General features: G+C 72.1%; 22 protein-coding genes and 1 tRNA gene. 10 read left to right on the top strand and 13 right to left on the bottom strand.

Features of this window, described 5'->3' with window-relative positions; all coding sequences use genetic code 11:
• Positions 1 to 36 precede the first annotated feature (36 nt).
• From E3N83_RS02710 to dnaG, 3 genes are all read right to left on the bottom strand, one after another.
• Positions 37 to 109, bottom strand: a tRNA-Asn gene (locus E3N83_RS02710).
• 54 nt (positions 110 to 163) lie between these two features.
• On the bottom strand, positions 164 to 664 hold the full coding sequence (locus E3N83_RS02705) for a hypothetical protein (protein ID WP_151081863.1): 501 nt from the start codon (positions 662 to 664) through the stop codon (positions 164 to 166).
• Positions 661 to 2,553: a DNA primase gene (gene dnaG, locus E3N83_RS02700; protein ID WP_151081862.1), complete on the bottom strand. Its 1,893-nt coding sequence runs from the start codon at positions 2,551 to 2,553 to the stop codon at positions 661 to 663. Before dnaG ends, E3N83_RS02705 begins: the two co-directional genes overlap by 4 nt.
• A 74-nt stretch (positions 2,554 to 2,627) precedes the next feature.
• Between dnaG and E3N83_RS02695 the strand changes: the two genes are divergently transcribed.
• From E3N83_RS02695 to E3N83_RS02680, 4 genes are read left to right on the top strand one after another with little or no spacing between them, the layout of a single operon-like run.
• Positions 2,628 to 3,056, top strand: a complete 429-nt coding sequence (locus E3N83_RS02695; RefSeq protein ID WP_151081861.1) for a phage holin family protein — start codon at positions 2,628 to 2,630, stop codon at positions 3,054 to 3,056.
• The gene (locus tag E3N83_RS02690) at positions 3,053 to 3,295 is read left to right on the top strand and encodes a DUF3618 domain-containing protein (RefSeq protein WP_151081860.1); all 243 of its coding nucleotides are present in this window, start codon (positions 3,053 to 3,055) and stop codon (positions 3,293 to 3,295) included. The genes E3N83_RS02695 and E3N83_RS02690 overlap by 4 nt, the downstream gene beginning before the upstream one ends.
• On the top strand, positions 3,292 to 4,458 hold the full coding sequence (locus E3N83_RS02685) for a YihY/virulence factor BrkB family protein (protein ID WP_151081859.1): 1,167 nt from the start codon (positions 3,292 to 3,294) through the stop codon (positions 4,456 to 4,458). Before E3N83_RS02690 ends, E3N83_RS02685 begins: the two co-directional genes overlap by 4 nt.
• Positions 4,455 to 4,739 (top strand): hypothetical protein, encoded by a 285-nt coding sequence (locus E3N83_RS02680; RefSeq protein ID WP_151081858.1) that lies wholly within the window; start codon positions 4,455 to 4,457, stop codon positions 4,737 to 4,739. Before E3N83_RS02685 ends, E3N83_RS02680 begins: the two co-directional genes overlap by 4 nt.
• Before the next feature lie 9 nt (positions 4,740 to 4,748).
• On the opposite strand, the gene E3N83_RS02675 is transcribed toward E3N83_RS02680, so the two are convergent.
• The 7 genes from E3N83_RS02675 to E3N83_RS02645 all read right to left on the bottom strand — a co-directional run bounded on the left by E3N83_RS02675 (position 4,749) and on the right by E3N83_RS02645 (position 11,394).
• On the bottom strand, positions 4,749 to 6,005 hold the full coding sequence (locus E3N83_RS02675) for a deoxyguanosinetriphosphate triphosphohydrolase (protein WP_151081857.1): 1,257 nt from the start codon (positions 6,003 to 6,005) through the stop codon (positions 4,749 to 4,751).
• Positions 6,006 to 6,045: 40 nt separating this feature from the next.
• Entirely contained in the window at positions 6,046 to 6,942 is an 897-nt protein-coding gene (locus E3N83_RS02670) for a VldE C-terminal domain-containing protein (RefSeq protein ID WP_238343036.1), read from the bottom strand.
• Between the two features lie 149 nt (positions 6,943 to 7,091).
• On the bottom strand, positions 7,092 to 8,249 hold the full coding sequence (dusB, locus tag E3N83_RS02665) for a tRNA dihydrouridine synthase DusB (RefSeq protein WP_151081856.1): 1,158 nt from the start codon (positions 8,247 to 8,249) through the stop codon (positions 7,092 to 7,094).
• A 45-nt stretch (positions 8,250 to 8,294) separates the two neighbouring features.
• The gene (locus E3N83_RS02660) at positions 8,295 to 8,987 is read right to left on the bottom strand and encodes a hypothetical protein (protein ID WP_151081855.1); all 693 of its coding nucleotides are present in this window, start codon (positions 8,985 to 8,987) and stop codon (positions 8,295 to 8,297) included.
• 13 nt (positions 8,988 to 9,000) lie between these two features.
• Positions 9,001 to 10,404: a glycine--tRNA ligase gene (locus tag E3N83_RS02655; RefSeq protein ID WP_151081854.1), complete on the bottom strand. Its 1,404-nt coding sequence runs from the start codon at positions 10,402 to 10,404 to the stop codon at positions 9,001 to 9,003.
• Between the two features lie 90 nt (positions 10,405 to 10,494).
• Positions 10,495 to 10,815 (bottom strand): antibiotic biosynthesis monooxygenase family protein, encoded by a 321-nt coding sequence (locus tag E3N83_RS02650; protein ID WP_151081853.1) that lies wholly within the window; start codon positions 10,813 to 10,815, stop codon positions 10,495 to 10,497.
• Positions 10,816 to 10,836: 21 nt separating this feature from the next.
• Positions 10,837 to 11,394 (bottom strand): hypothetical protein, encoded by a 558-nt coding sequence (locus E3N83_RS02645; RefSeq protein ID WP_151081852.1) that lies wholly within the window; start codon positions 11,392 to 11,394, stop codon positions 10,837 to 10,839.
• 126 nt (positions 11,395 to 11,520) lie between these two features.
• Here E3N83_RS02645 and E3N83_RS02640 point away from each other — a divergent pair, with 126 nt between their 5' ends.
• From E3N83_RS02640 to E3N83_RS02625, 4 genes are read left to right on the top strand one after another with little or no spacing between them, the layout of a single operon-like run.
• A complete protein-coding gene (locus E3N83_RS02640) occupies positions 11,521 to 12,405 on the top strand; it encodes a metal ABC transporter substrate-binding protein (protein WP_191907916.1) in 885 nt (294 codons plus the stop codon).
• Entirely contained in the window at positions 12,393 to 13,187 is a 795-nt protein-coding gene (locus tag E3N83_RS02635) for a metal ABC transporter ATP-binding protein (protein ID WP_151081850.1), read from the top strand. Before E3N83_RS02640 ends, E3N83_RS02635 begins: the two co-directional genes overlap by 13 nt.
• A gap of 2 nt (positions 13,188 to 13,189) precedes the next feature.
• On the top strand, positions 13,190 to 14,197 hold the full coding sequence (locus tag E3N83_RS02630; protein WP_151081849.1) for a metal ABC transporter permease: 1,008 nt from the start codon (positions 13,190 to 13,192) through the stop codon (positions 14,195 to 14,197).
• A complete protein-coding gene (locus tag E3N83_RS02625) occupies positions 14,184 to 14,579 on the top strand; it encodes a Fur family transcriptional regulator (protein WP_151081848.1) in 396 nt (131 codons plus the stop codon). Before E3N83_RS02630 ends, E3N83_RS02625 begins: the two co-directional genes overlap by 14 nt.
• A gap of 16 nt (positions 14,580 to 14,595) precedes the next feature.
• On the opposite strand, the gene E3N83_RS02620 is transcribed toward E3N83_RS02625, so the two are convergent.
• From E3N83_RS02620 to E3N83_RS02610, 3 genes are read right to left on the bottom strand one after another with little or no spacing between them, the layout of a single operon-like run.
• Entirely contained in the window at positions 14,596 to 15,360 is a 765-nt protein-coding gene (locus tag E3N83_RS02620) for an isoprenyl transferase (protein WP_151081847.1), read from the bottom strand.
• On the bottom strand, positions 15,357 to 16,085 hold the full coding sequence (recO, locus tag E3N83_RS02615) for a DNA repair protein RecO (RefSeq protein WP_151081846.1): 729 nt from the start codon (positions 16,083 to 16,085) through the stop codon (positions 15,357 to 15,359). The genes E3N83_RS02620 and recO overlap by 4 nt, the downstream gene beginning before the upstream one ends.
• 32 nt (positions 16,086 to 16,117) lie before the next feature.
• Positions 16,118 to 16,975: an alpha/beta fold hydrolase gene (locus E3N83_RS02610; protein ID WP_151081845.1), complete on the bottom strand. Its 858-nt coding sequence runs from the start codon at positions 16,973 to 16,975 to the stop codon at positions 16,118 to 16,120.
• Positions 16,976 to 17,024: 49 nt separating this feature from the next.
• On the opposite strand from E3N83_RS02610, the gene E3N83_RS02605 reads away from it, so the two are divergent.
• Positions 17,025 to 17,777, top strand: a complete 753-nt coding sequence (locus E3N83_RS02605) for a GNAT family N-acetyltransferase (protein ID WP_151081844.1) — start codon at positions 17,025 to 17,027, stop codon at positions 17,775 to 17,777.
• Positions 17,770 to 18,219 carry a GNAT family N-acetyltransferase gene (locus E3N83_RS02600; RefSeq protein ID WP_151081843.1) on the top strand — a complete coding sequence of 150 codons (450 nt, stop codon included), beginning with the start codon at positions 17,770 to 17,772 and terminating at the stop codon, positions 18,217 to 18,219. The genes E3N83_RS02605 and E3N83_RS02600 overlap by 8 nt, the downstream gene beginning before the upstream one ends.

Raw genomic sequence — 18,219 nt, 5'->3', positions numbered from 1 at the left:
AAACCGGGCGGCCTGACGGCCGACCCGGTCTTGTCGCTCCCCCGGTTGGACTCGAACCAACAACCCTCCGGTTAACAGCCGAATGCTCTGCCAGTTGAGCTACAGGGGATCGTTCGGAGCCCGCACAGATTAGCAAGGAGCCCACCGGCCCGCGAATCGGGACTCAGGCGAGTCCCAGGTCGTCACGCGCGGCGTCGAGGGCCTGGGCCGCGGCCGTCTGGACGAACGGGTCGTCGGGGTCGACGCCCGCGTCGTACTCGTAGACCCAGTGCACGGGCGAGCGGCCGGAGGGTGCCCGGCGGGCCACCACCCGCACACCCCGACGCCCGTCGATCGGCACGTGACGTGAGATCACCACGCTTGCGGTCACCCGCTCGCGGACCAGCTGGAGCAGGCGGTCGGCGTCTCGTCCGGACTCCAGCAGGGTCAGCGCGTGCTCGACGCGGGGCTCACCCCAGCTGCCGACCTCGCTGACCCGCAGGAGCGAGCGGTCGACGTCCCAGGTGGCGGCCTCGACCTGCTCCCAGGGCAAGCGGGTGGAGTCCAGGTAGAGCGCGTCCCGGGTGCCCAGCACCCACGACCCACCCTCGACCGGAGCCCAGGCCAGGGCTCGCTCCCCCGGTGGAACGACGAGGGGTGGGCGCTGGCGGCGCAGGGACCTCACGTGGCGCCCACGGCGAGGTCGCGCAGCTGGCGACGGTGCTGCTCCAGGGCGACCAGCTCGCCGAACATCTTGTTGTAGTCGGTGGCCTGCTCGACCGGGTTGGTCCGCTGCAGCCGCGACTTGAGCTCGGTGATCCGGCGCTGGGCGGTGAGCTCCTGGAGGCGGTAGACGTTGGCGGCCACGAACGCGTCATCGGCCCCGGTCCGGCTCAGCAGCGGCTCGACCGCGAGCGCGGAGACCGCGGCGGCCACCGCCGGGTCCGTGGTTAGGTCGCGCAGCCGGGCCGCCCAGCCGGCCTGCGCCGTGGCCGGGCCACCTGCCTGCTCGACCAGCTCCCAGACCGCGCGGTAGGTCGGGTGGGTGAAGTCGTTGGCGCCGACGTCGCGGGCGGTGCGGCCGACCGCGACCGGCTCCTGCACCACGAGCTTGAGGGTCTCGCGCTCGAGGGCGAACCGCGGGTCGCGGAGGTCGGGCAGCGGCTGTCGGGGCTGCTGGGGCCCGGCCGCGGGTGGCGGCGCGGCTCCGGGTGCCCGCGTGGGTGCCGACGGCGCGGACGAGGGTCGGGCCGCGGCCCGGCGGACCTCGACCTGGACGTCGGCGGGGTCCATGCCCGTCAGCGAGGCGATCTCGCGCGCGAACGAGCTCGCGACGACGGCGGTGTCGCGGCTGCTGTGCACCAGTGCCGCCGCCTCGCGCACGGCCCCCACCCGGCCCTCGGCCCGGTCGAGGTCGTACTTCTTCACGACGTTGCCGAGCACGAAGCGATACAGCGGCTGGCGACGGGCCACGAGCTCGCGGACCGCGGCGTCCCCCTGCTGGATCCGCAGGTCGCAGGGGTCGAGCCCCGACGGCTCGACGGCGACATAGGTCTGGGAGACGAAGTTCTGGTCGCCCCCGAAGGCGCGCAGCGCGGCCTTCTGCCCGGCGGCGTCGCCGTCGAAGGTGAAGATCACCTCGCCGGGGAACTCCGAGTGGTCGTTGAGGAAGCGGCGCAGCACCCGCGCGTGGTCGTCGCCGAACGCCGTACCGCAGGTGGCGACGGCCGTGCCGACCCCCGACAGGTGGCAGGCCATCACGTCGGTGTAGCCCTCCACCACGACCGCCTGGGAGGTGCGGGCCATCTCGCGACGGGCCAGGTCGATGCCGTACAGGACCTGGCTCTTCTTGTAGAGGGCGGTCTCGGGGGTGTTGAGGTACTTCGCCTCGATCCGGTCGTCGTCGAAGATCCGGCGTGCGCCGAAGCCGATGGTGTCGCCGCTGGAGTCGCGGATCGGCCACAGCAGGCGGCCCCGGAACCGGTCGTACGACGAGCGGCCGATCGCGACCAGGCCGGCCGCGACCGACTCCTCGTCGGTGAACCCCTTCTGTCGCAGGTGCCGCAGCAGCGCCTCACCGTCCCGCGGGGCGAAGCCGACCCCGAAGTGCTCCGCGGCCGCCTGGTCGAAGCCGCGCTCGGTCAGGAAGGTGCGCGCCACCACGGCGTCGGGGGTGCCGAGAGCGTCGGCGTAGAACTCCTGCGCGAGCTTGTTGGCCAGGACCAGACGCTGCCGCTGCGGCCCGCGCGGCCGGTCGTCGCGACCGTCGCCGTCCTCGCGGCGCAGGGTCACGCCGTACTTGTCGGCGAGGCGCTCGACCACCTCGCCGAACGCCAGCCCGTCGATCTTCATCAGGAAGGAGATGACGTCTCCCCCCTCGCCGCAACCGAAGCAGTGCCAGCCCCGGTCGGGCCGCACGTTGAACGACGGGGACTTCTCGTCGTGGAAGGGGCACAGCCCCTTGAGCGAGCCTCCCCCGGCGGGGCGGAGCGTGACGTAGTCGGAGACGACCTCCTCGAGCTTGGCCTTCTCCCGCACCTCCGCGATGTCTTCCTCGCGAATTCGTCCGGCCACGGTCGGAGTGTACGGCGAGACCCCGACACCCTCCGGGGTGGTTATCCCCGACGGACGATGGGTACGGGCCGTGGATGAGCACCACGACCTCGGGAGCCTCCGGTTCCCCCTCAGGACCCTCCGGCGACCCGACCCTGGGCGCCCTCGTGCACGACCTCACCCAGCAGGTGCCCGAGCTGATCCGCTCCGAGCTGCGCCTGGCCCAGGCCGAGATGACCGAGAAGGGCAAGCGTGCCGGGATCGGCATCGGGATGTTCAGTGCGGCGGGGCTGCTGGCCCTCTTCGGTCTGGCCTGCGTGGTCGCCACCGCCGTTCTCGCGCTGGCCCACGCCCTGCCCGACTGGCTCTCCGCGCTGGTCGTGGGCGCCGTGCTGTTCGTGGCGGCCGGGGCGATCGCTCTGGTGGGCAAGCGCGAGGTGCAGCAGGCGACGCCTCCTGCCCCCGAGCAGGCGATCGAGGGCGTCAAGGAGGACATCGCCGTGGTGAAGGGAGCACGTTCATGAGCGACACGCGTACGACGGCCGAGATCGAGGCCGACATCCAGCGCCAGCGCGACCACCTGGCCGACACCGTGGACCAGCTGAGCCACAAGCTCGACGTCAAGGCGCAGGCCCGCGAGCGGGCGGCCCGCGTCCAGGACCGGGTCACGACCAGCAGCGGCAAGCCGCGGCCCGAGATCGTCGCCGGAGCCGTCGCCGTGGTGGCCCTGGTCGCCGGGATCGTCTGGTGGCGACGTCGATGACCGAGACCCGAGCCCAGCAGAACGTCGACGCCCGGGAGCAGGCTCCCGACCCCGACGACCCCCGCAAGCCCGACTCCCCCGGTGACCTGCACCGGCGGTCGTGGTTCTACGTGCTGCGCAAGACGCGACGCGAGTTCGGCGACGACCAGTGCACGGACCTCGCCGCCGCGCTGACCTACTACTCCGTTCTCGCGCTGTTCCCCGCTGCCATCGCCCTGGTGTCGCTGCTGGGGGTGGTCGGCCAGGCCCAGAGCAGCGTCGACACCGTGCTCCAGGTGCTCCAGCCCCTGGTCTCCTCCAGCACGCTCGACACGATCCAGCCGTCGCTGGAGCAGATCGCCCGTTCCCAGGGCGCCGGCCTGGCGCTGGTCCTCGGGATCCTCGGGGCGCTCTGGTCGGCGTCCGGCTACGTCAGCGCGTTCGGCCGGGCGATGAATCGGATCTACGAGATCGACGAGGGTCGGCCGTTCTGGAAGCTGCGCCCGGTGATGCTGCTGGTCACCCTGCTGGCGATCCTGCTGGTGGCCGTCGTGCTGGTGATGCTGATCGTCTCCGGCCCCCTGGCCACCTCGATCGGCAACCAGATCGGCCTCGGCTCGCAGGCGCTGCTGGTCTGGAACATCGCGAAGTGGCCGGTCATCGTCGTCGTCGTCATGCTCGTCGTCGCGATGCTCTACTACGCGACCCCCAACGTGAAGCAGCCGAAGTTCCGCTGGCTCTCGATCGGCGCGAGCGTCGCGATCGTGATCTGGGTGCTGGCGTCCGTGGCGTTCGCGTTCTACGTGGCGACGTTCGGCAGCTACAACCGGACCTACGGCTCCCTCGCCGGCGTGGTCGTCGGGCTGCTCTGGATCTGGATCACCAACCTCGCCCTCCTGCTCGGGGCCGAGATCGACTCCGAGCTCGAGCGGGGTCGCCAGCTCCAGGCCGGGATGCCGGCCGAGAAGGACCTCCAGCTCCCGCCGCGCGACACCCGGGGCATCCGCAAGGCGCAGAAGAAGGAAGCCAAGGACATCGAGCGTGGCCGCCTGATCCGGGAGCGGGCAGCCGACGGGTCGAACGACCCGGTCGAGAACGACCAGGACGAGACGGTGATCGACGCAACCGACGGCCGGCACCGCGACACCACCACCACCACCACCACCAAGGAGAAGACGTCATGAGGAAGCTGTTGTTGCTGGCCGCTGCGGGAGTGGGCTACGTGCTCGGGGCCCGGGCGGGCCGTGAGCGCTACGACCAGATCGTCGGTACGGCGAACAAGGTGAAGAACGACCCTCGGGTCCAGGAGAAGGCCCAGCAGGCCGTCGACACCGCCCGCCAGCAGGCGCCGGTAGTCGCGGACAAGGTGTCCAGCGCGGCCGGCGCGGCGAAGGACAAGGTCACCGGCTCGGACAGCTCGCCCGAGCCGAGCTACATGGCCGGCCCCCAGGGCGACCTGCCCTGACCTGAGGCACTAGACGAGGCGGTCGTGCCAGGCGGCCGCGCTGGCATCGGTCAGCGCGGCCACCTGGTCGATCAGCACCCGTCGGCGGCTCGCGTCGTCCGTGGCGGTCGCCCAGTCGTCGGCGAACGGCCGCTCGAGCACCGACGGGCCGGCGGCCACGAGCGCCTCGACGAGCTCGGCAAGGAGCTCGCGCTGGCGGGCCATCGCCCGGACCCGGTCGTCGGCCTGCATCACGTAGTGCGCTGCGATCCCCTTCAGGATCGCCATCTCGACCAGTGACTCCTCGGGGACGACCAGGTCGGCCCGGTGCCGCAGCAGCGGACCGGGGTACGACGCGAACGTCGCCGCCTGCGCGGAGGCACAGAAGCGCCCGATCAGGTCGCTGGTGAGGTTCTTCAGCGCGGCCAGCCCACGCCGGCTCCCGTCGTACGGCCGGACCGGCCACGAGCCGACCGAGCGGAGCCCGGCCAGCCCGACCGCCAGCGCGTCGGCCGAGGCGTCGGGGAGGTACCAGCCGCGCACCGCCTCCTCGACGGCGGCGACGTCGAGGGTGGTGAGGTCGATCCGGCCGGCGACGATGCCGTCCTCGACGTCGTGCACCGAGTAGGCGACGTCGTCGGCGAGATCCATGACCTGGGCCTCGACGCACTGGCGGCGTCCCTCGACCCCCGACCGCATCCAGTCGAAGACCGGCCAGTCGTCGTCGTAGACCCCGAACTTGCGGACCACCCGCGGCGAGCCGTCCGCGTGCACCCCGGTCGGCAGCTCGGCGTCGGCGATCAGCCAGGGGTACTTGGTGCACGCGTCGAGCGTGGCCCGGGTCAGGTTCAGCCCGACGGAGCGGCCGTCCACGGAGAACGTCTTGGCCTCGAGCCGGGTCAGCAGGCGCAGCGTCTGGGCGTTCCCCTCGAAGCCGCCGCACTCCGCGGCCGCCTCGGCCAGCACCCGCTCGCCGTTGTGCCCGAACGGCGGGTGGCCGAGGTCGTGGGCCAGGGCGGCGGTCTCGACCAGATCGGGCTCGCAGCCCAGCGCCCGGGCGAGGTCACGCGCCACCTGCGCGACCTCGAGGCTGTGGGTCAGCCGGTTGCGAACGAAGTCGTCGGACTGAGGTCCGACCACCTGCGTCTTCGCGGCGAGCCGCCGGCTGGCCGCGGCGTGCACCACTCGGGCCCGGTCGCGCTCGAACGGGGTGCGCTCGGGCGCGGGAACCCGCTTGGGCGGCTCGTCGACCCAGCGTTCGGTGGCGGCATCGTCGTACTCAGGCATCGGGGGCGACCCTAGCGAGGCCGGGCCGGCCGGTGTCGCGCTAGTTGACCGAGACGTGCACGTGGTCCATGTGGTTGGCCGTCGGGGAGCCGTGGTCGCCGTAGAAGCGCCAGCCTTCCGAGGCCCGCACCGGCGTCCAGATCCGGTCCCACCAGATGACGTCGTAGAGGTTCAGCTCCGAGGCGTGCGCCTGCAGGAATGCGGCGATCGCGTCCCCCAGCGCCTTGTCGCTGGTCATGATGTCGATCGCCTTGCCGCTGGCGTGCTCGCCGCGCGCCGCCCAGCCGCCGTACGTCGTGATCTGGGGGAAGGCGTGGCAGACCGACCGGTAGACGTAGACCGCCCCCGGGGTGAGGCGGTACTCGACCGCGGAGTTCGGGCACGGTGCCATCGACAGGCCGGCGGCCGCGGCGATGCCCGGAGCCGGCTTGCTGTCGGACAGGTAGCCGGCGGTCACCCAGCGCGACCTGCCGTCGACGACCACCTCGACGCGCCCGGCCGCCGTGCGGCCGGTGACCAGCACGCGGTGCCCGGTGCCGATCTCGCCGACCTGCTGCGCGCCTGCGGCCGCTGCGGACCAGAGGTTGAGGTCGGTGGTGGTCCACTGCTGCGTGTGGGCGCCGGCCACGGCCCGGGCGGTGGCCTTGCGGCCCGCCGCGGCTCCGACGGCGGTGGTCGGCCGGCGCAGGCCGGCGCGGTCGAGGGTGCGGGAGATCGGTGCCTCGCGCACGGTCTGCTCGGAGGACGACAGGGACAGGGGGGTCGCGCCGTGGGCGACCAGCGCCTTGGCTGCGGGGTCACTGGCGAGGATGCCGAGGCCGACCGCGGGAACCGTGGCCACGACGGCCGCCCCTACGGCGAGGTGGATGGCGCGCTTGCCGGTGAGGGCAGCGAACCTGCGGGCATTGGGCTCCCGCTTGTGGCGTGAGGTGGCCACAGCGCTGATCCTTTGCTGTTGCTGACGGGGGTCTCGGCCCGGATGACCCCCGCCCGAGAGGAGGTCACGATTCGGACACGACGCCCGAGTCAAGCACACCCCGAGCGGGCCGTCTCAATCCGGGGCACCTCCCGGTGGGGTGGGGGTGGTCACCCTCCGGTGGTCTCGTTCGCGTCCTCGGTGAGCCGCAGGGTGGACCCGTCGGTGTCGTCGAGCCAGCCCTCCGGCAGCACGACCCGGCTGCGCGGCGAGCCTTGCCGCCCGCGCGGCGTGCCGAGCTCGGCGACCGGGAAGGCCTCGTCGGGATCCAGCTCGGCCAGCAGCGCGTCGAGCCCGGCCAGCGAGTCGACCAGGGCCAGCGAGTGCCGCAGCGGGCCGCCGGCGCGGAACCCCTTGAGGTACCACGACACGTGCTTGCGGAACTCCTTGCAGCCCCGCTCCTCGCCGAGGTGCTCGCTGAGCAGCTCGGCGTGGCGGCGCATCACGGTCCGCACCTCCCCGAGGGTGGGCAGGGTGGGCCTCGCCTCGGCGCGGCCACCGGGATCGGCGAAAGCGGCGGCCAGGTCACGGAACAGCCAGGGCCGGCCCAGGCAGCCGCGGCCGACCACGACGCCCGCGGCTCCGGTCTGCTCCACCATCTGCAGCGCGTCCCCGGCCTCCCAGATGTCGCCGTTGCCGAGGACCGGGATGCCGACCTGGCCGACGAGGCGGGCGATCGCGTCCCAGTCGGCCTCACCGCTGTAGGACTGGGCCACCGTGCGGCCGTGCAGCGCGATCGCAGCGATGCCGGAGTCCTCGGCGATCCGGCCCGCGTCGAGGTAGGTCAGGTGGTCGTCGTCGAGGCCCTTGCGGGTCTTCATGGTGACCGGCACGTCGTACGGCGCCGCGGCCGCCACCGCTGCGGTCAGGATGTCGGCCAGCAGCCCGCGCTTCCAGGGCAGGGCTCCCCCGCCCCCCTTGCGGGTCACCTTGGGGACCGGACATCCGAAGTTGAGGTCGACGTGCGCCACGCCGTACTCCGCGCAGAGGATCTCGGTGGCCTTGCCGACGTACGACGGGTCGGTGCCGTAGAGCTGGACCGAGCGGGTGGTCTCGAGCTCGTCGAAGACCAGCATCTTCAGCGTCGTCGAGTCCCGCTCCACGAGGCCGCGGGAGGTGATCATCTCGCACACGAACAGGCCGGAGGTCCCCTGCGACGCCATCTGCTCCAGGCAGAGCCGGCGGTAGGCGGCGTTGGTGATGCCGGCCATCGGCGCGAGCACGACCGGTGTGGGCACCGTGACCGAGCCGAGGACGAGCGGAGACATGGCTCGATTGTCCGGCGCCGGGAGGCGCCGGCCAAACCGGTGGGCTCAGCCCTTGCCGACCTGGTGCTGGTGGTGGGACTTCGGCCGGTGGACCGCTCCGTGCCAGGTGATCGCGTCGTAGCTCTCCGAGGGACGGAAGCTCATTGCCACGAGCTTCCCGTGCTTCGGCACGAAGTAGACCAGGCAGACCGTGGTGTGGCTGCCGCGCTTGAACTTCGCCGGCAGCGGCCGGCTGGGGCAGGCGGGGAACTTCGCCTGGAACGTCGAGGCCTGGAGCAGCGTGTGCTGGTGGTCGAGCAGGTAGAGCGGGACCGGCACGTGGCTCAGGTCGCTGCGGCCGAGGTTCTTCACCGAGACGTGGACGAAGTACGCCGTCGAGCGGCGGGTGGCGCGGTCGAGCCGGAAGTCGCGGAAAGTGCTGATCGGGACCTGCTCCTGCGAGGTCACGGCCATCTTGATCGCCCCGACCGTCTTCTGGTTCGGCTGCCAGGCCACCGTGGCGGCCTGCCCGACCTTCAGCGAGGTGCCCGGGGGCGTCACGGTGATCCCCTTCGGAGCCGGGAGCGAGGAGCCGGTGCCGGTCGGGCCGCCGCCCGTCTGGCTCGACGCCGGGCTGCCGCCGCTGCTGCCGGGCCCCGTCTGGGGGCTCGACGAGCCGGACCCCGAGCAGCCGGTGAGCAGGAGGGCGACACAGGCGAGGAGGGCCGCCGCGGGCCTTGGAAGGAGTCGGCCGGTCACGCGGGACATTGTGTCAGCAACCCAGCAGGCGCTGGGCGAACCAGCCGCTGACCTGGTCGAGCGAGATCCGCTCCTGCGACATGCTGTCGCGCTCGCGCACCGTCACCGCGTGGTCGTCCAGCGTGTCGAAGTCGACGGTGACGCAGTACGGCGTACCGATCTCGTCCTGGCGGCGATACCGCCGCCCGATGGCCCCGGAGTCGTCGAAGTCGACGTTCCAGCCGTGCCCGCGGAGCTCGGCGGCCAGGTCGCGGGCCTTGGGGGAAAGGTCGGGGTTGCGGCTCAGCGGCAGCACGGCGACCTTGACCGGGGCGAGCCTCGGGTCGAGCTTCAGCACGACCCGCTTGTCGACACCACCCTTGGTGTTGGGCGCCTCGTCCTCGGTGTAGCCGTCGATCAGGAACGCCATCATCGCGCGGTTGGGGCCGAGCGCGGGCTCGATGACGTAGGGCATGTAGCGCTCGTTGGCACCCTGGTCGAAGTAGGAGAGGTCCTGGCCCGAGGCCTCGGAGTGCTGGGTCAGGTCGTAGTCGGTGCGGTTGGCGATGCCCTCGAGCTCCTCGAACTCACGCCCGGAGAAGCCGAAGCGGTACTCGATGTCGACGGTCCGCTTGGCGTAGTGGCTGAGCTTCTCCTGCGGGTGCTCGAAGTGCCGCAGGTTGTCGGGGTTGATCCCGAGGTCGGTGAACCACCGGGTGCGGTGGTCGATCCAGTACTGGTGCCACTCCTCGTCCTCGCCCGGCTTGACGAAGAACTCCATCTCCATCTGCTCGAACTCGCGGGTCCGGAAGATGAAGTTGCCCGGCGTGATCTCGTTGCGGAAGCTCTTGCCCATCTGGGCGATGCCGAACGGCGGCTTCATCCGGCTGCTGGTCACGATGTTCGCGAAGTTCAGGAAGATGCCCTGGGCCGTCTCCGGCCGCAGGTAGTGCAGCCCCGACTCGTCCTCGATCACGCCGAGATAGGTCTTGAGCATCATGTTGAAGTGACGCGGCTCGGTCCAGGCGTTGCGAGTGCCGCAGTTGGGGCAGGCCACCGAGGCGTTGATGTCGACCGTGTCGGGATCGGAGATGTCCTTACGGGCGGCGTAGTCCTCCTGGAGGTGGTCCTCCCGGAAGCGCTTGTGGCAGGCCTGGCACTCGACCAGCGGGTCGGTGAACGTCTTGAGGTGGCCGCTGGCCTCCCAGGTCTTCGTCGGCAGGATGATGCTGGAGTCCAGACCCACGACGTCGTCACGGGTGATCACCATGGAGCGCCACCACTGGCGCTTGATGTTCTCCTTGAGCTCGACCCCGAGCGGGCCGTAGTCCCAGGCGCTCTTCGTGCCGCCGTAGATCTCCCCGCACGGGTAGACGAAGCCCCGCCGCTTGCACAGGGAGACGACCTGGTCGATCACGGACGGAGGCGGCTTGGCCACGAATGCTCCATTTCTCGCACAGTGAGGAGGTCGCAGGCACAGCGGCGACCGTCTCGAACCGGCTGGCTGCCGGTCGGTTTCGGTGAAGGGTCAGCCTAACGACCTGGTCGCGGTGCGGTTCAACTCGGTGCCCGGCTCGGCGCTCTCGTAGGCGCCCGGCTCGTCGATGGCGCGGCTCAGGGTCGGCACCGCGCCCAGCTTCACGTCGTACGACGAGAGGGCTCGGCGGTAGGAGCCGACGCTGTCCCACTCGGTCACCAGCACCCACAGCTCGGGGTCGTCGACGTTGTGGCCGATCCGGCCGGAGACGTGGCCGCGCTGCCGGGCCAGCGGGTCGAGGGCGGCGGCGAGCTCCCCACGGAAGGTCTCGGCCTCCGCCTCGGGCACCCGGAAGCGGTTCACCACGATCACCCTGCCGAGGGTAGGCGGCGTTCAGAGGAAGCGGCGCAGTGGGCTGACCTTGACGTACTCGTTGTTGCGGAACCCCAGGCGCCAGTAGGACATCTCGTCGATGTCGGCGCCGGTGTCGAGGGCCGCCTCGCGGAGCACGGTCTGCAGTGACTTCTTCGGAGACCATCCCCAGGCCGGGAACAGGGCCCGTCCGCCGTAGGCGTCCTCGAGCAGGATCCGGGAGCGGAAGACCGACGGCCCGGTGGTCGACACCCGGCCGCCGAGCGAGGACACGGACTTCACGTTGTTGAGGGCCGCGAGGTTGACCACGCCGCCCAGGCCGTGGTGCACGTCGGGCTCGCCGGTCACCTCGAGCCGGTTGCCGAAGACGGCGAGACCGGGCGAGAGCGCGGTCATCATCGCCAGGCCGGCCACGGCGAGCAGCAGCACGATCAGCAGGAAGAAGATCCAGGGGGCCACCCCGGCAACGACGCCGGTCACGAGGAGGCCCAGGGGGACCACCGGGGCGAGCATGGCCCGCATGAACGTCGCGCTGATGGACTCGTCGGCAGCCAGCCGGGGCTGGGGGGACTGGGACATCTCGTCTCTCCTTCTCCCCCAGCCAGGATGCTCCCACCATCGGCCGCCGGGCGGAGCGATATCGCAGGGTCGGTCTCGCAGTGGAGTGGATTGACAATCATTCTCACCTGAATGAGAATCATTCTCATGCTCCGGCTTCGCGTCCTCCTGGTTTCCGCACTGGTCGCGGGGGTGGCGAGCGGCTGCGGCCCGGCCGGTCACGACGCGGACGGCCGGGTCAGCGTGGCGGCCAGCTTCTACCCCTTGGCCTGGGTCGTCTCCCAGATCGCACCGGGCGCCGACCTCACCGACCTCACCCACCCGGGCATGGAGCCCCACGACGTCGAGCTGACCTTCGCGCAGACCGTCGACCTGGCCCGGGCCGACCTGGTCGTCTACGAACGCGGCTTCCAGCCGGCGGTCGACCAGGGCGTCGACAACGACGCCGAGGGCACGACGCTCGACGTCGGACCGGTGGCCGGGCTCCAGGACTTCGTCTCCGACCCCGGGCAGGTCGACCCGCACTTCTGGCAGGACCCGCTGAAGCTGTCGGCCGTCGCCGGCGCCGTCGCGCGCGCCCTCGACCGGATCGACCCAGCCCGCGCCACGTCGTACGACGCGAGGGCGGCGGCCCTGCAGCGACGGCTGGCCGCCCTGGACCGCGACTACCGGACCGGGTTGGCGCACTGCGCCCGGCACACGGTGGTGACCAGCCACGACGCGTTCGGCTACCTCTCGCGCTACGGCATCTCCGTGGCCGCGATCACGGGGCTCGCCCCCGGCGCCGAGCCCGCCCCGGCCGACCTCGCCCGCCTCCAGCAGCTGATCCGCGACGACGGGATCACCACCGTGTTCTCCGAGACGCTCGCGAGCCCGGCGGCGGCCGACGCCCTCGCCCACGACATGGACGTGCGCAGCGAGGTGCTCGACCCGATCGAGGGCCTCAGCGACGCCACCGCCGGACAGACCTACCTGACCCTGATGCGCCGCAACCTCGCGGCCCTGGAGGAGGCGAACGGATGTACGACGTGAACCCGATCGAGCTCGGCAACGGCTCGGTCACGATCGGCGGCCGCCCGATCCTGCGCGGCATCGACCTGACCGTCGAGCCGGGCCAGTTCGTGGCCCTGATGGGCGCCAACGGCTCCGGGAAGTCCACGCTGGTGCGGGCGCTGGTCGGTCTGCTGCCGCTGAGCGGCGGCCGGCTCCGGCTCTTCGGCACCCCCATCGCGGAGTACGACGCGTGGTCGCGGGTCGGCTTCGTCCCCCAGCGCGCGAGTGCCGAGAGCGGCGTGCCGGCCTCGGTGTGGGAGGTCGTGGCCTCCGGCCGGCTCACCCACCGACGCCTGCTCCGGCCGCTGTCACGGGCCGACCGGGCCGCCGTCGACCGGGCGATCGAGGTGGTCGGGCTCGAGGAGAAGGCGCGCGACCGGATCTCCAGCCTCTCCGGCGGCCAGCAGCAGCGGGCGCTGATCGCGCGGGCCCTGGCCGGGGAGCCCGACCTGTTCTTCCTCGACGAGCCGACCGCCGGGGTGGACCTGCCCAACCAGCAGGCGCTCGCGGATGCCCTCGAGGTGCTGTCGGGCAACGGAGCGACGATCGTGCTGGTCGCCCACGAGCTCGGGCCGATGGCGCCGCTGGTCGAGCGGGCCGTGGTGATGCGCGACGGTCGGATCGCCCACGACGGCGCGCCGCTGGGCGACCACGAGGTGCACTCCGCGCAGTTCGGGGAGTCGCACTCGCACCACCACCCGGCCACCGACCGGCACGACCACGTGCCCCACGTCTCCGCGCCGCTGGACAGGAGCTCCTGACCATGGACATCTTCACCCTGGCCTTCATGCAGCGGGCCCTGGTCGCCGCCCTCTTCACCGGACTCGCCGCGCCCGCCGTCGGCACCTATCTCGTGCAACGACGCCTGGCCCTGATGGGCGACGGGATCGGCCACGTCGCCGTGACCGGCGTCGCGCTCGGGCTGCTCACCGGCGCCTCGCCCACCTGGACCGCGATCGGGGTGTGCACGGTCGGCGCGGTGCTGATCGAGATCATCCGCGAACGCGGACACGCCAACGGCGACGTGGCGCTGGCCCTGATGTTCTACGGCGGCCTCGCCGGAGGGGTGCTGCTCACGGGGCTCGCCGGCCAGAGCGCGGCCACGCTCCAGCAGTACCTCTTCGGCTCGATCACCACGATCTCCACCGGCGACGTCTGGATCACGATCGCGCTGGCCCTGGTCGTCGTCGGGGTCTGCCTGGGGCTGGCTCCGCAGCTGTTCGCGGTCTCCCAGGACCAGGACTTCGCGCGGGTCGCCGGGCTCAACGTGCGCGTCTACAACATCCTGGTCGCGGTGCTCGCGGCGGTCAGCGTGACCGTCGCGATGCGGACGGTCGGCCTGCTCCTGGTCTCGGCGCTGATGGTGGTGCCGGTCGCGACCGCGCAGCAGGTCACCCGGTCGTTCCGGACCACGCTCGCAGCGGGGATGCTGCTCGGCATGGGAGCCGCCCTGGGCGGCCTGGTGATCGCAGCGTTCGCGCCGTCGCAGGCCTCGGTCTCCCCCGGCCCGACCATCGTGCTGCTCTCGCTGTTCGGCTTCGCCGTCACCTGGCCGCTGGGCGTGTGGCTGCGGCGGCGGGCACGGCTGACGGCGCCGTTCGCGGCCGGCGTGCCCGAGGAGCACCGGACCCCCGACCTCCACCCCCACGAGCACGGCCCCGACTGCGGCCACGTGGCGGTCGAGCACGACGACCACGTCGACTACGTCCACGACGGCCACCGGCACGCCGTACACGTCACCGGAGAGGGCCCGCACTATGACGAGCACTGAGCCCCCGCGCAGCACCCCGCAGCGACAGGCCGTGCTGGAAGCGCTCGGCGCCGTCGACGACTTCCGCTCCGCCCAGCAGGTGCACGAGATCCTCGCCACGGCCGGGTCCGGGGTCGGGCTGGCCACGGTCTACCGCACCCTGGCGCTGTACGCCGAGCACGGCCTGGTCGACACGCTGCGGCGCGAGGACGGCGAGGCGATCTACCGGCGCTGCTCGGAGACCCACCACCATCACCTCGTCTGCCGCTCCTGCGGCGCCACGGTCGAGGTCGAGGGGCCGGCCGTCGAGCGCTGGACGTCGGCCATCGCCAGCGAGCACGGTTTCTCCGACCTCGCCCACACCCTCGAGATCGTCGGCACCTGCGCGGCGTGCGCGGGGTGATCGGAGGGGCCAGCCGTCAGGCGCTGCCGAAGCGGCGGTCGCGCCGCGCGTAGATCTCGATCGCGTCCCAGAGCGCCAGCCGGTCGACGTCGGGCCAGAGGATGTCGGTGAACACCAGCTCGGCGTACGCCGCCTGCCACAGCATGTAGTTGGAGAGCCGGTTCTCCCCCGACGTCCGCCACAGCATGTCGGCGTCTCCCAGCTCGGGAACGTAGAGGTGCCGCGCGAACGTCTTCTCGTCGACCTTGTCGGGGTCAAGACGCCCGGCCGCGACCTCGCGGGCGATCGACCGGGCGGTGTCGGCCAGCTCGGCCCGGCCGCCGTAGTTCACGCACATGTTGAGGGTCAGCACGTCGTTCCCTGCGGTCAGCTCCTCGGCGACCTGGAGCTCGCGGATCACCGACTTCCAGAGCCGCGGTGCCCGACCGGACCAGCGGACCCGCACCCCGAGCTCGTGCATCTCGTCGCGGCGCCGCCGGATCACGTCGCGGTTGAAGCCCATCAGGAAGCGCACCTCCTCGGGCGACCGCTTCCAGTTCTCGGTGGAGAAGGCATAGGCGCTGATCGCCTTCACGCCGATCTCGATGGCCCCCTCGACGACGTCGAACAGCGCCGCCTCGCCCCGCTCGTGGCCCTGGGTCCGCGGCAGCCCGCGCGCCTTGGCCCAGCGGCCGTTGCCGTCCATGGTGATCGCGACGTGCCGCGGCACCAGCACCTGCGGGATCTGCGGAGGCCGGGCGCCGGACGGGTGCGGGTCCGGCGGGCGTACGGCGCGCCTCATCGCTCGACGTACTCCAGCGACCGGAGCCCGCGCTCGAGGTGCCAGTGCAGGAACGCCCGGACCAGCCCGGACGCCTCACGCAGGTGCCGGGTGTCGGCCACGGCCACGGCGGGCCAGTCGCCGGCCAGCAGCGCACCCATCACCTCGAGGGTCCCCGCGGACGGCGACGCGGCTCCCGGCACCCGGCAGTCGGGGCACAGCGCACCTCCCGCGGACGGCGAGAACCAGCGGTGCGGGCCGGGGTCGCCGCAGCGGGCGCAGTGGGTGAACGACGGGGCGTAGCCGGCCACCGCCAGCGAGCGGAGCAGGTAGGAGTCGAGCACCTGGGCCGGCGTTCGCTCGCCGCCGGTCATCGCGCGCAGCCCGCCGACGAGCAGCAGGAACTGCTGCAGCGACGGCTGCTTCTCCTCCGAGACCAGCCGCTCGGCGGTCTCGAGCATCACCGTCCCGGCGGTGTAGCGGTCGTAGTGGTCACCCAGCCGGGCCGGGAACGCGTCGAGGGTGTCCGCCTGGGTGATGATGTCGAGGTTGCGGCCCTCGGCGAGCTGGAGGTCGACGTGGGTGAACGGCTCGAGCCGAGAGCCCCAGCGGGAGGTCGTCTTCCGCACCCCCTTGGCCACGGCACGCACCCGCCCGTGCTGACGGGTCAGCAGGGTGATGATGCGGTCGGCCTCGCCCAGCTTGTGGGTGCGCAGCACGATCGCCTCGTCGCGATAGAGAGGCACCTCGCCATTCTGCCGGGCCGGAGGCGAACGCCCTAGGACCCGGTCCGGCGATTGCGGCCGGGTGTCTGCCAGCAGCGGAGGGCGAACTCCGCGGCCGTCGCGTCGAGCCGCTCCGGCCGGAGCCGCCACTCCAGGATGCTGCGGGCCTGGACGAACTCCGCGCCGGCCAGCTCGCGCGCCAGCATCCGCGAGTCGGCGAAGGGATGGATCGGGTCGGCGGTGTGGCCCACGATCAGCGCCGGGGCGGTGATCCGGCGCCGCTGCCGAGACGACGGGGCGATCCGCCCGAAGATGATCCCGTGCAGGATCGCGGCCACGGAGTCTGCCCGCTGGTCCAGGGTGTCGAGCGCGATCCCGGCCCAGAACGGCACCAGCCCGCGCGGCACGGGCCGGGTCAGCATCCGCAGGCCGTTCACCGTGAACGGCGCGAAGCGGGCGGCGAACATCACCGGCACGAACGCCACGATCCCCGCCTCGAGGGCGTTGTCGAGCACCGGCATCTCGATGATCAGGCCCTGGACCCGGTCCGGCGTGGTGGCGGCGACCTCGAGGGAGACGTTGGCGCCCAACGACGTACCACCGATCACGGCGCGTTCGGCGCCGAGGTGGTCGAGCAGCGCCACGACCTGCTCGGCGAACGCCGTCATCGAGTAGACCAGCGGGTCGGCGGGCCGGTCGGAACGGCCGTGCCCGAGCAGGTCGAGGGTCACCACGTGCAGCCCCTCGGCGGCCAGCGCCCGGGCCAGCGGCTGATGCATCCGGCGCGGCATCAGCTGCCCGTGCAGCAGCACCACCCAGTGCGGGCCGGCGCCGTACTCGGTGTACTCGAGGCGTTCCTGGCCGGCACCGCTGTCGAAGAAGAGCTGTCCGACCCGCTCGGAGACCAACATGCGGTGAAATCTAGTCGCAACGTCGGGCCCGCCTTGGGACGCTGGCACGGTGAGACTGGACGAGATCGAGGCCTACTACGACACCGTTCCGCGCGCCGCGGCCACCACCGAGGAGGTCGGGCCGTTCACGCTGTTCCTCGCCGAGGAGGGCACCGGGTGGGACTTCTACGCCCGGCCGCGCCGCGGCAGCGAGCACGAGTTCACCTCCGAGGACGTCCGACGGGTGCTGGCCCGTCAGGTCGAGCTGGGGCGGCAGCGGGCCATCGAGTGGGTCGACCAGGTCACTCCCTCCCTCCTGCCGGCGGTGCGGGCGGCCGGCCACCAGACCGGGTCCTACCCGCTGCTGGCCCTCCCCCGCGACGCGGAGGTCACCGCACCCGAGCGGACCCGGGTGCTCCCGTTCGACGACGCAGACCTGGGCCTGGCCGTGGGTGCGGTGCACGCCGCGTTCGCTGGTGAGGACGACGTGGCCGAGCAGCCCGTGGGCAAACGACGTGAGCTGATCGCGGACGGCCGCCTGATCGAGGTCGCGGCGTACGACGCCGACGGCACGCTGGTCGGCGGCGGCTCCGCCGCACCTCGCGGCGAGACCGCCGAGCTGATGGGGATCGGCGTCCCCCCGGCTCATCGCACCGCCGGCGTCGGCACCGCGATCACCCGGGCGCTGGTGCGGGCCTGTCGGGAGGCCGGTGTCCGCACCGTCTTCCTCAGCGCCTACAACGACGCGGCGGCGAGCATCTACCGCCGGATCGGCTTCGTCGACGTCGGCACCGCCTGCATCCTGGGCGTCGACGATGAGTGAGGTGCGCCGGGTCGGCCCCGACGACTGGGAGCTGTTCCGGGAGATCCGGCTGAGGGCGCTGGCCGACTCGCCCGACGCGTTCGGCTCCACCCTCGAGCGCGAGCAGGGGTTCGGCGAGGCCGACTGGCGGCAGCGTCTGGCCGGCCCGGTGTACGTCGTGACCGATCCCGACCCGGTCGCCGTCGGGGGGCTGTTCGACGGGCACGGGGAGCACCACGTCTGGGGCATGTGGACCGAGCCCGGCCACCGCGGCCGGGGACACGCGCGCCGGATCCTCGACGCGCTGATCGCGCCCGACGTCACCGCCGAGCTGCACGTCAACACCACCAACCGAGGCGCGCGCAGGGTCTACGAGCGCTACGGCTTCGTCGGCACCGGCGACCTCGAGCCGCTGCGCGCCGGCTCGGCCCAGCAGATGGAGCGGATGGTGCGGCGCCCCTGA

The organism is Nocardioides cynanchi, from assembly GCF_008761635.1.
GTDB lineage: Bacteria > Actinomycetota > Actinomycetes > Propionibacteriales > Nocardioidaceae > Nocardioides > Nocardioides cynanchi.
Note: the sequence above shows the minus strand (reverse complement) of the source record. Positions and strands in the feature narration are given on the sequence as shown.

Excerpts from the sequence above, each read along its gene's own strand:
- E3N83_RS02675 (WP_151081857.1), bottom strand. The coding sequence starts at position 6,005 with ATGCCTGAGTACGACGATGCCGCCACCGAACGCTGGGTCGACGAGCCG.
- E3N83_RS02620 (WP_151081847.1), bottom strand. The coding sequence starts at position 15,360 with ATGAGGCGCGCCGTACGCCCGCCGGACCCGCACCCGTCCGGCGCCCGG.
- E3N83_RS02630 (WP_151081849.1), top strand. The coding sequence starts at position 13,190 with ATGGACATCTTCACCCTGGCCTTCATGCAGCGGGCCCTGGTCGCCGCC.
- E3N83_RS02695 (WP_151081861.1), top strand. The coding sequence starts at position 2,628 with ATGAGCACCACGACCTCGGGAGCCTCCGGTTCCCCCTCAGGACCCTCC.
- E3N83_RS02690 (WP_151081860.1), top strand. The coding sequence starts at position 3,053 with ATGAGCGACACGCGTACGACGGCCGAGATCGAGGCCGACATCCAGCGC.
- E3N83_RS02635 (WP_151081850.1), top strand. The coding sequence starts at position 12,393 with ATGTACGACGTGAACCCGATCGAGCTCGGCAACGGCTCGGTCACGATC.
- E3N83_RS02680 (WP_151081858.1), top strand. The coding sequence starts at position 4,455 with ATGAGGAAGCTGTTGTTGCTGGCCGCTGCGGGAGTGGGCTACGTGCTC.
- E3N83_RS02600 (WP_151081843.1), top strand. The coding sequence starts at position 17,770 with ATGAGTGAGGTGCGCCGGGTCGGCCCCGACGACTGGGAGCTGTTCCGG.
- E3N83_RS02685 (WP_151081859.1), top strand. The coding sequence starts at position 3,292 with ATGACCGAGACCCGAGCCCAGCAGAACGTCGACGCCCGGGAGCAGGCT.
- E3N83_RS02640 (WP_191907916.1), top strand. The coding sequence starts at position 11,521 with ATGCTCCGGCTTCGCGTCCTCCTGGTTTCCGCACTGGTCGCGGGGGTG.
- dusB (WP_151081856.1), bottom strand. The coding sequence starts at position 8,249 with ATGTCTCCGCTCGTCCTCGGCTCGGTCACGGTGCCCACACCGGTCGTG.
- E3N83_RS02645 (WP_151081852.1), bottom strand. The coding sequence starts at position 11,394 with ATGTCCCAGTCCCCCCAGCCCCGGCTGGCTGCCGACGAGTCCATCAGC.
- E3N83_RS02625 (WP_151081848.1), top strand. The coding sequence starts at position 14,184 with ATGACGAGCACTGAGCCCCCGCGCAGCACCCCGCAGCGACAGGCCGTG.
- E3N83_RS02610 (WP_151081845.1), bottom strand. The coding sequence starts at position 16,975 with ATGTTGGTCTCCGAGCGGGTCGGACAGCTCTTCTTCGACAGCGGTGCC.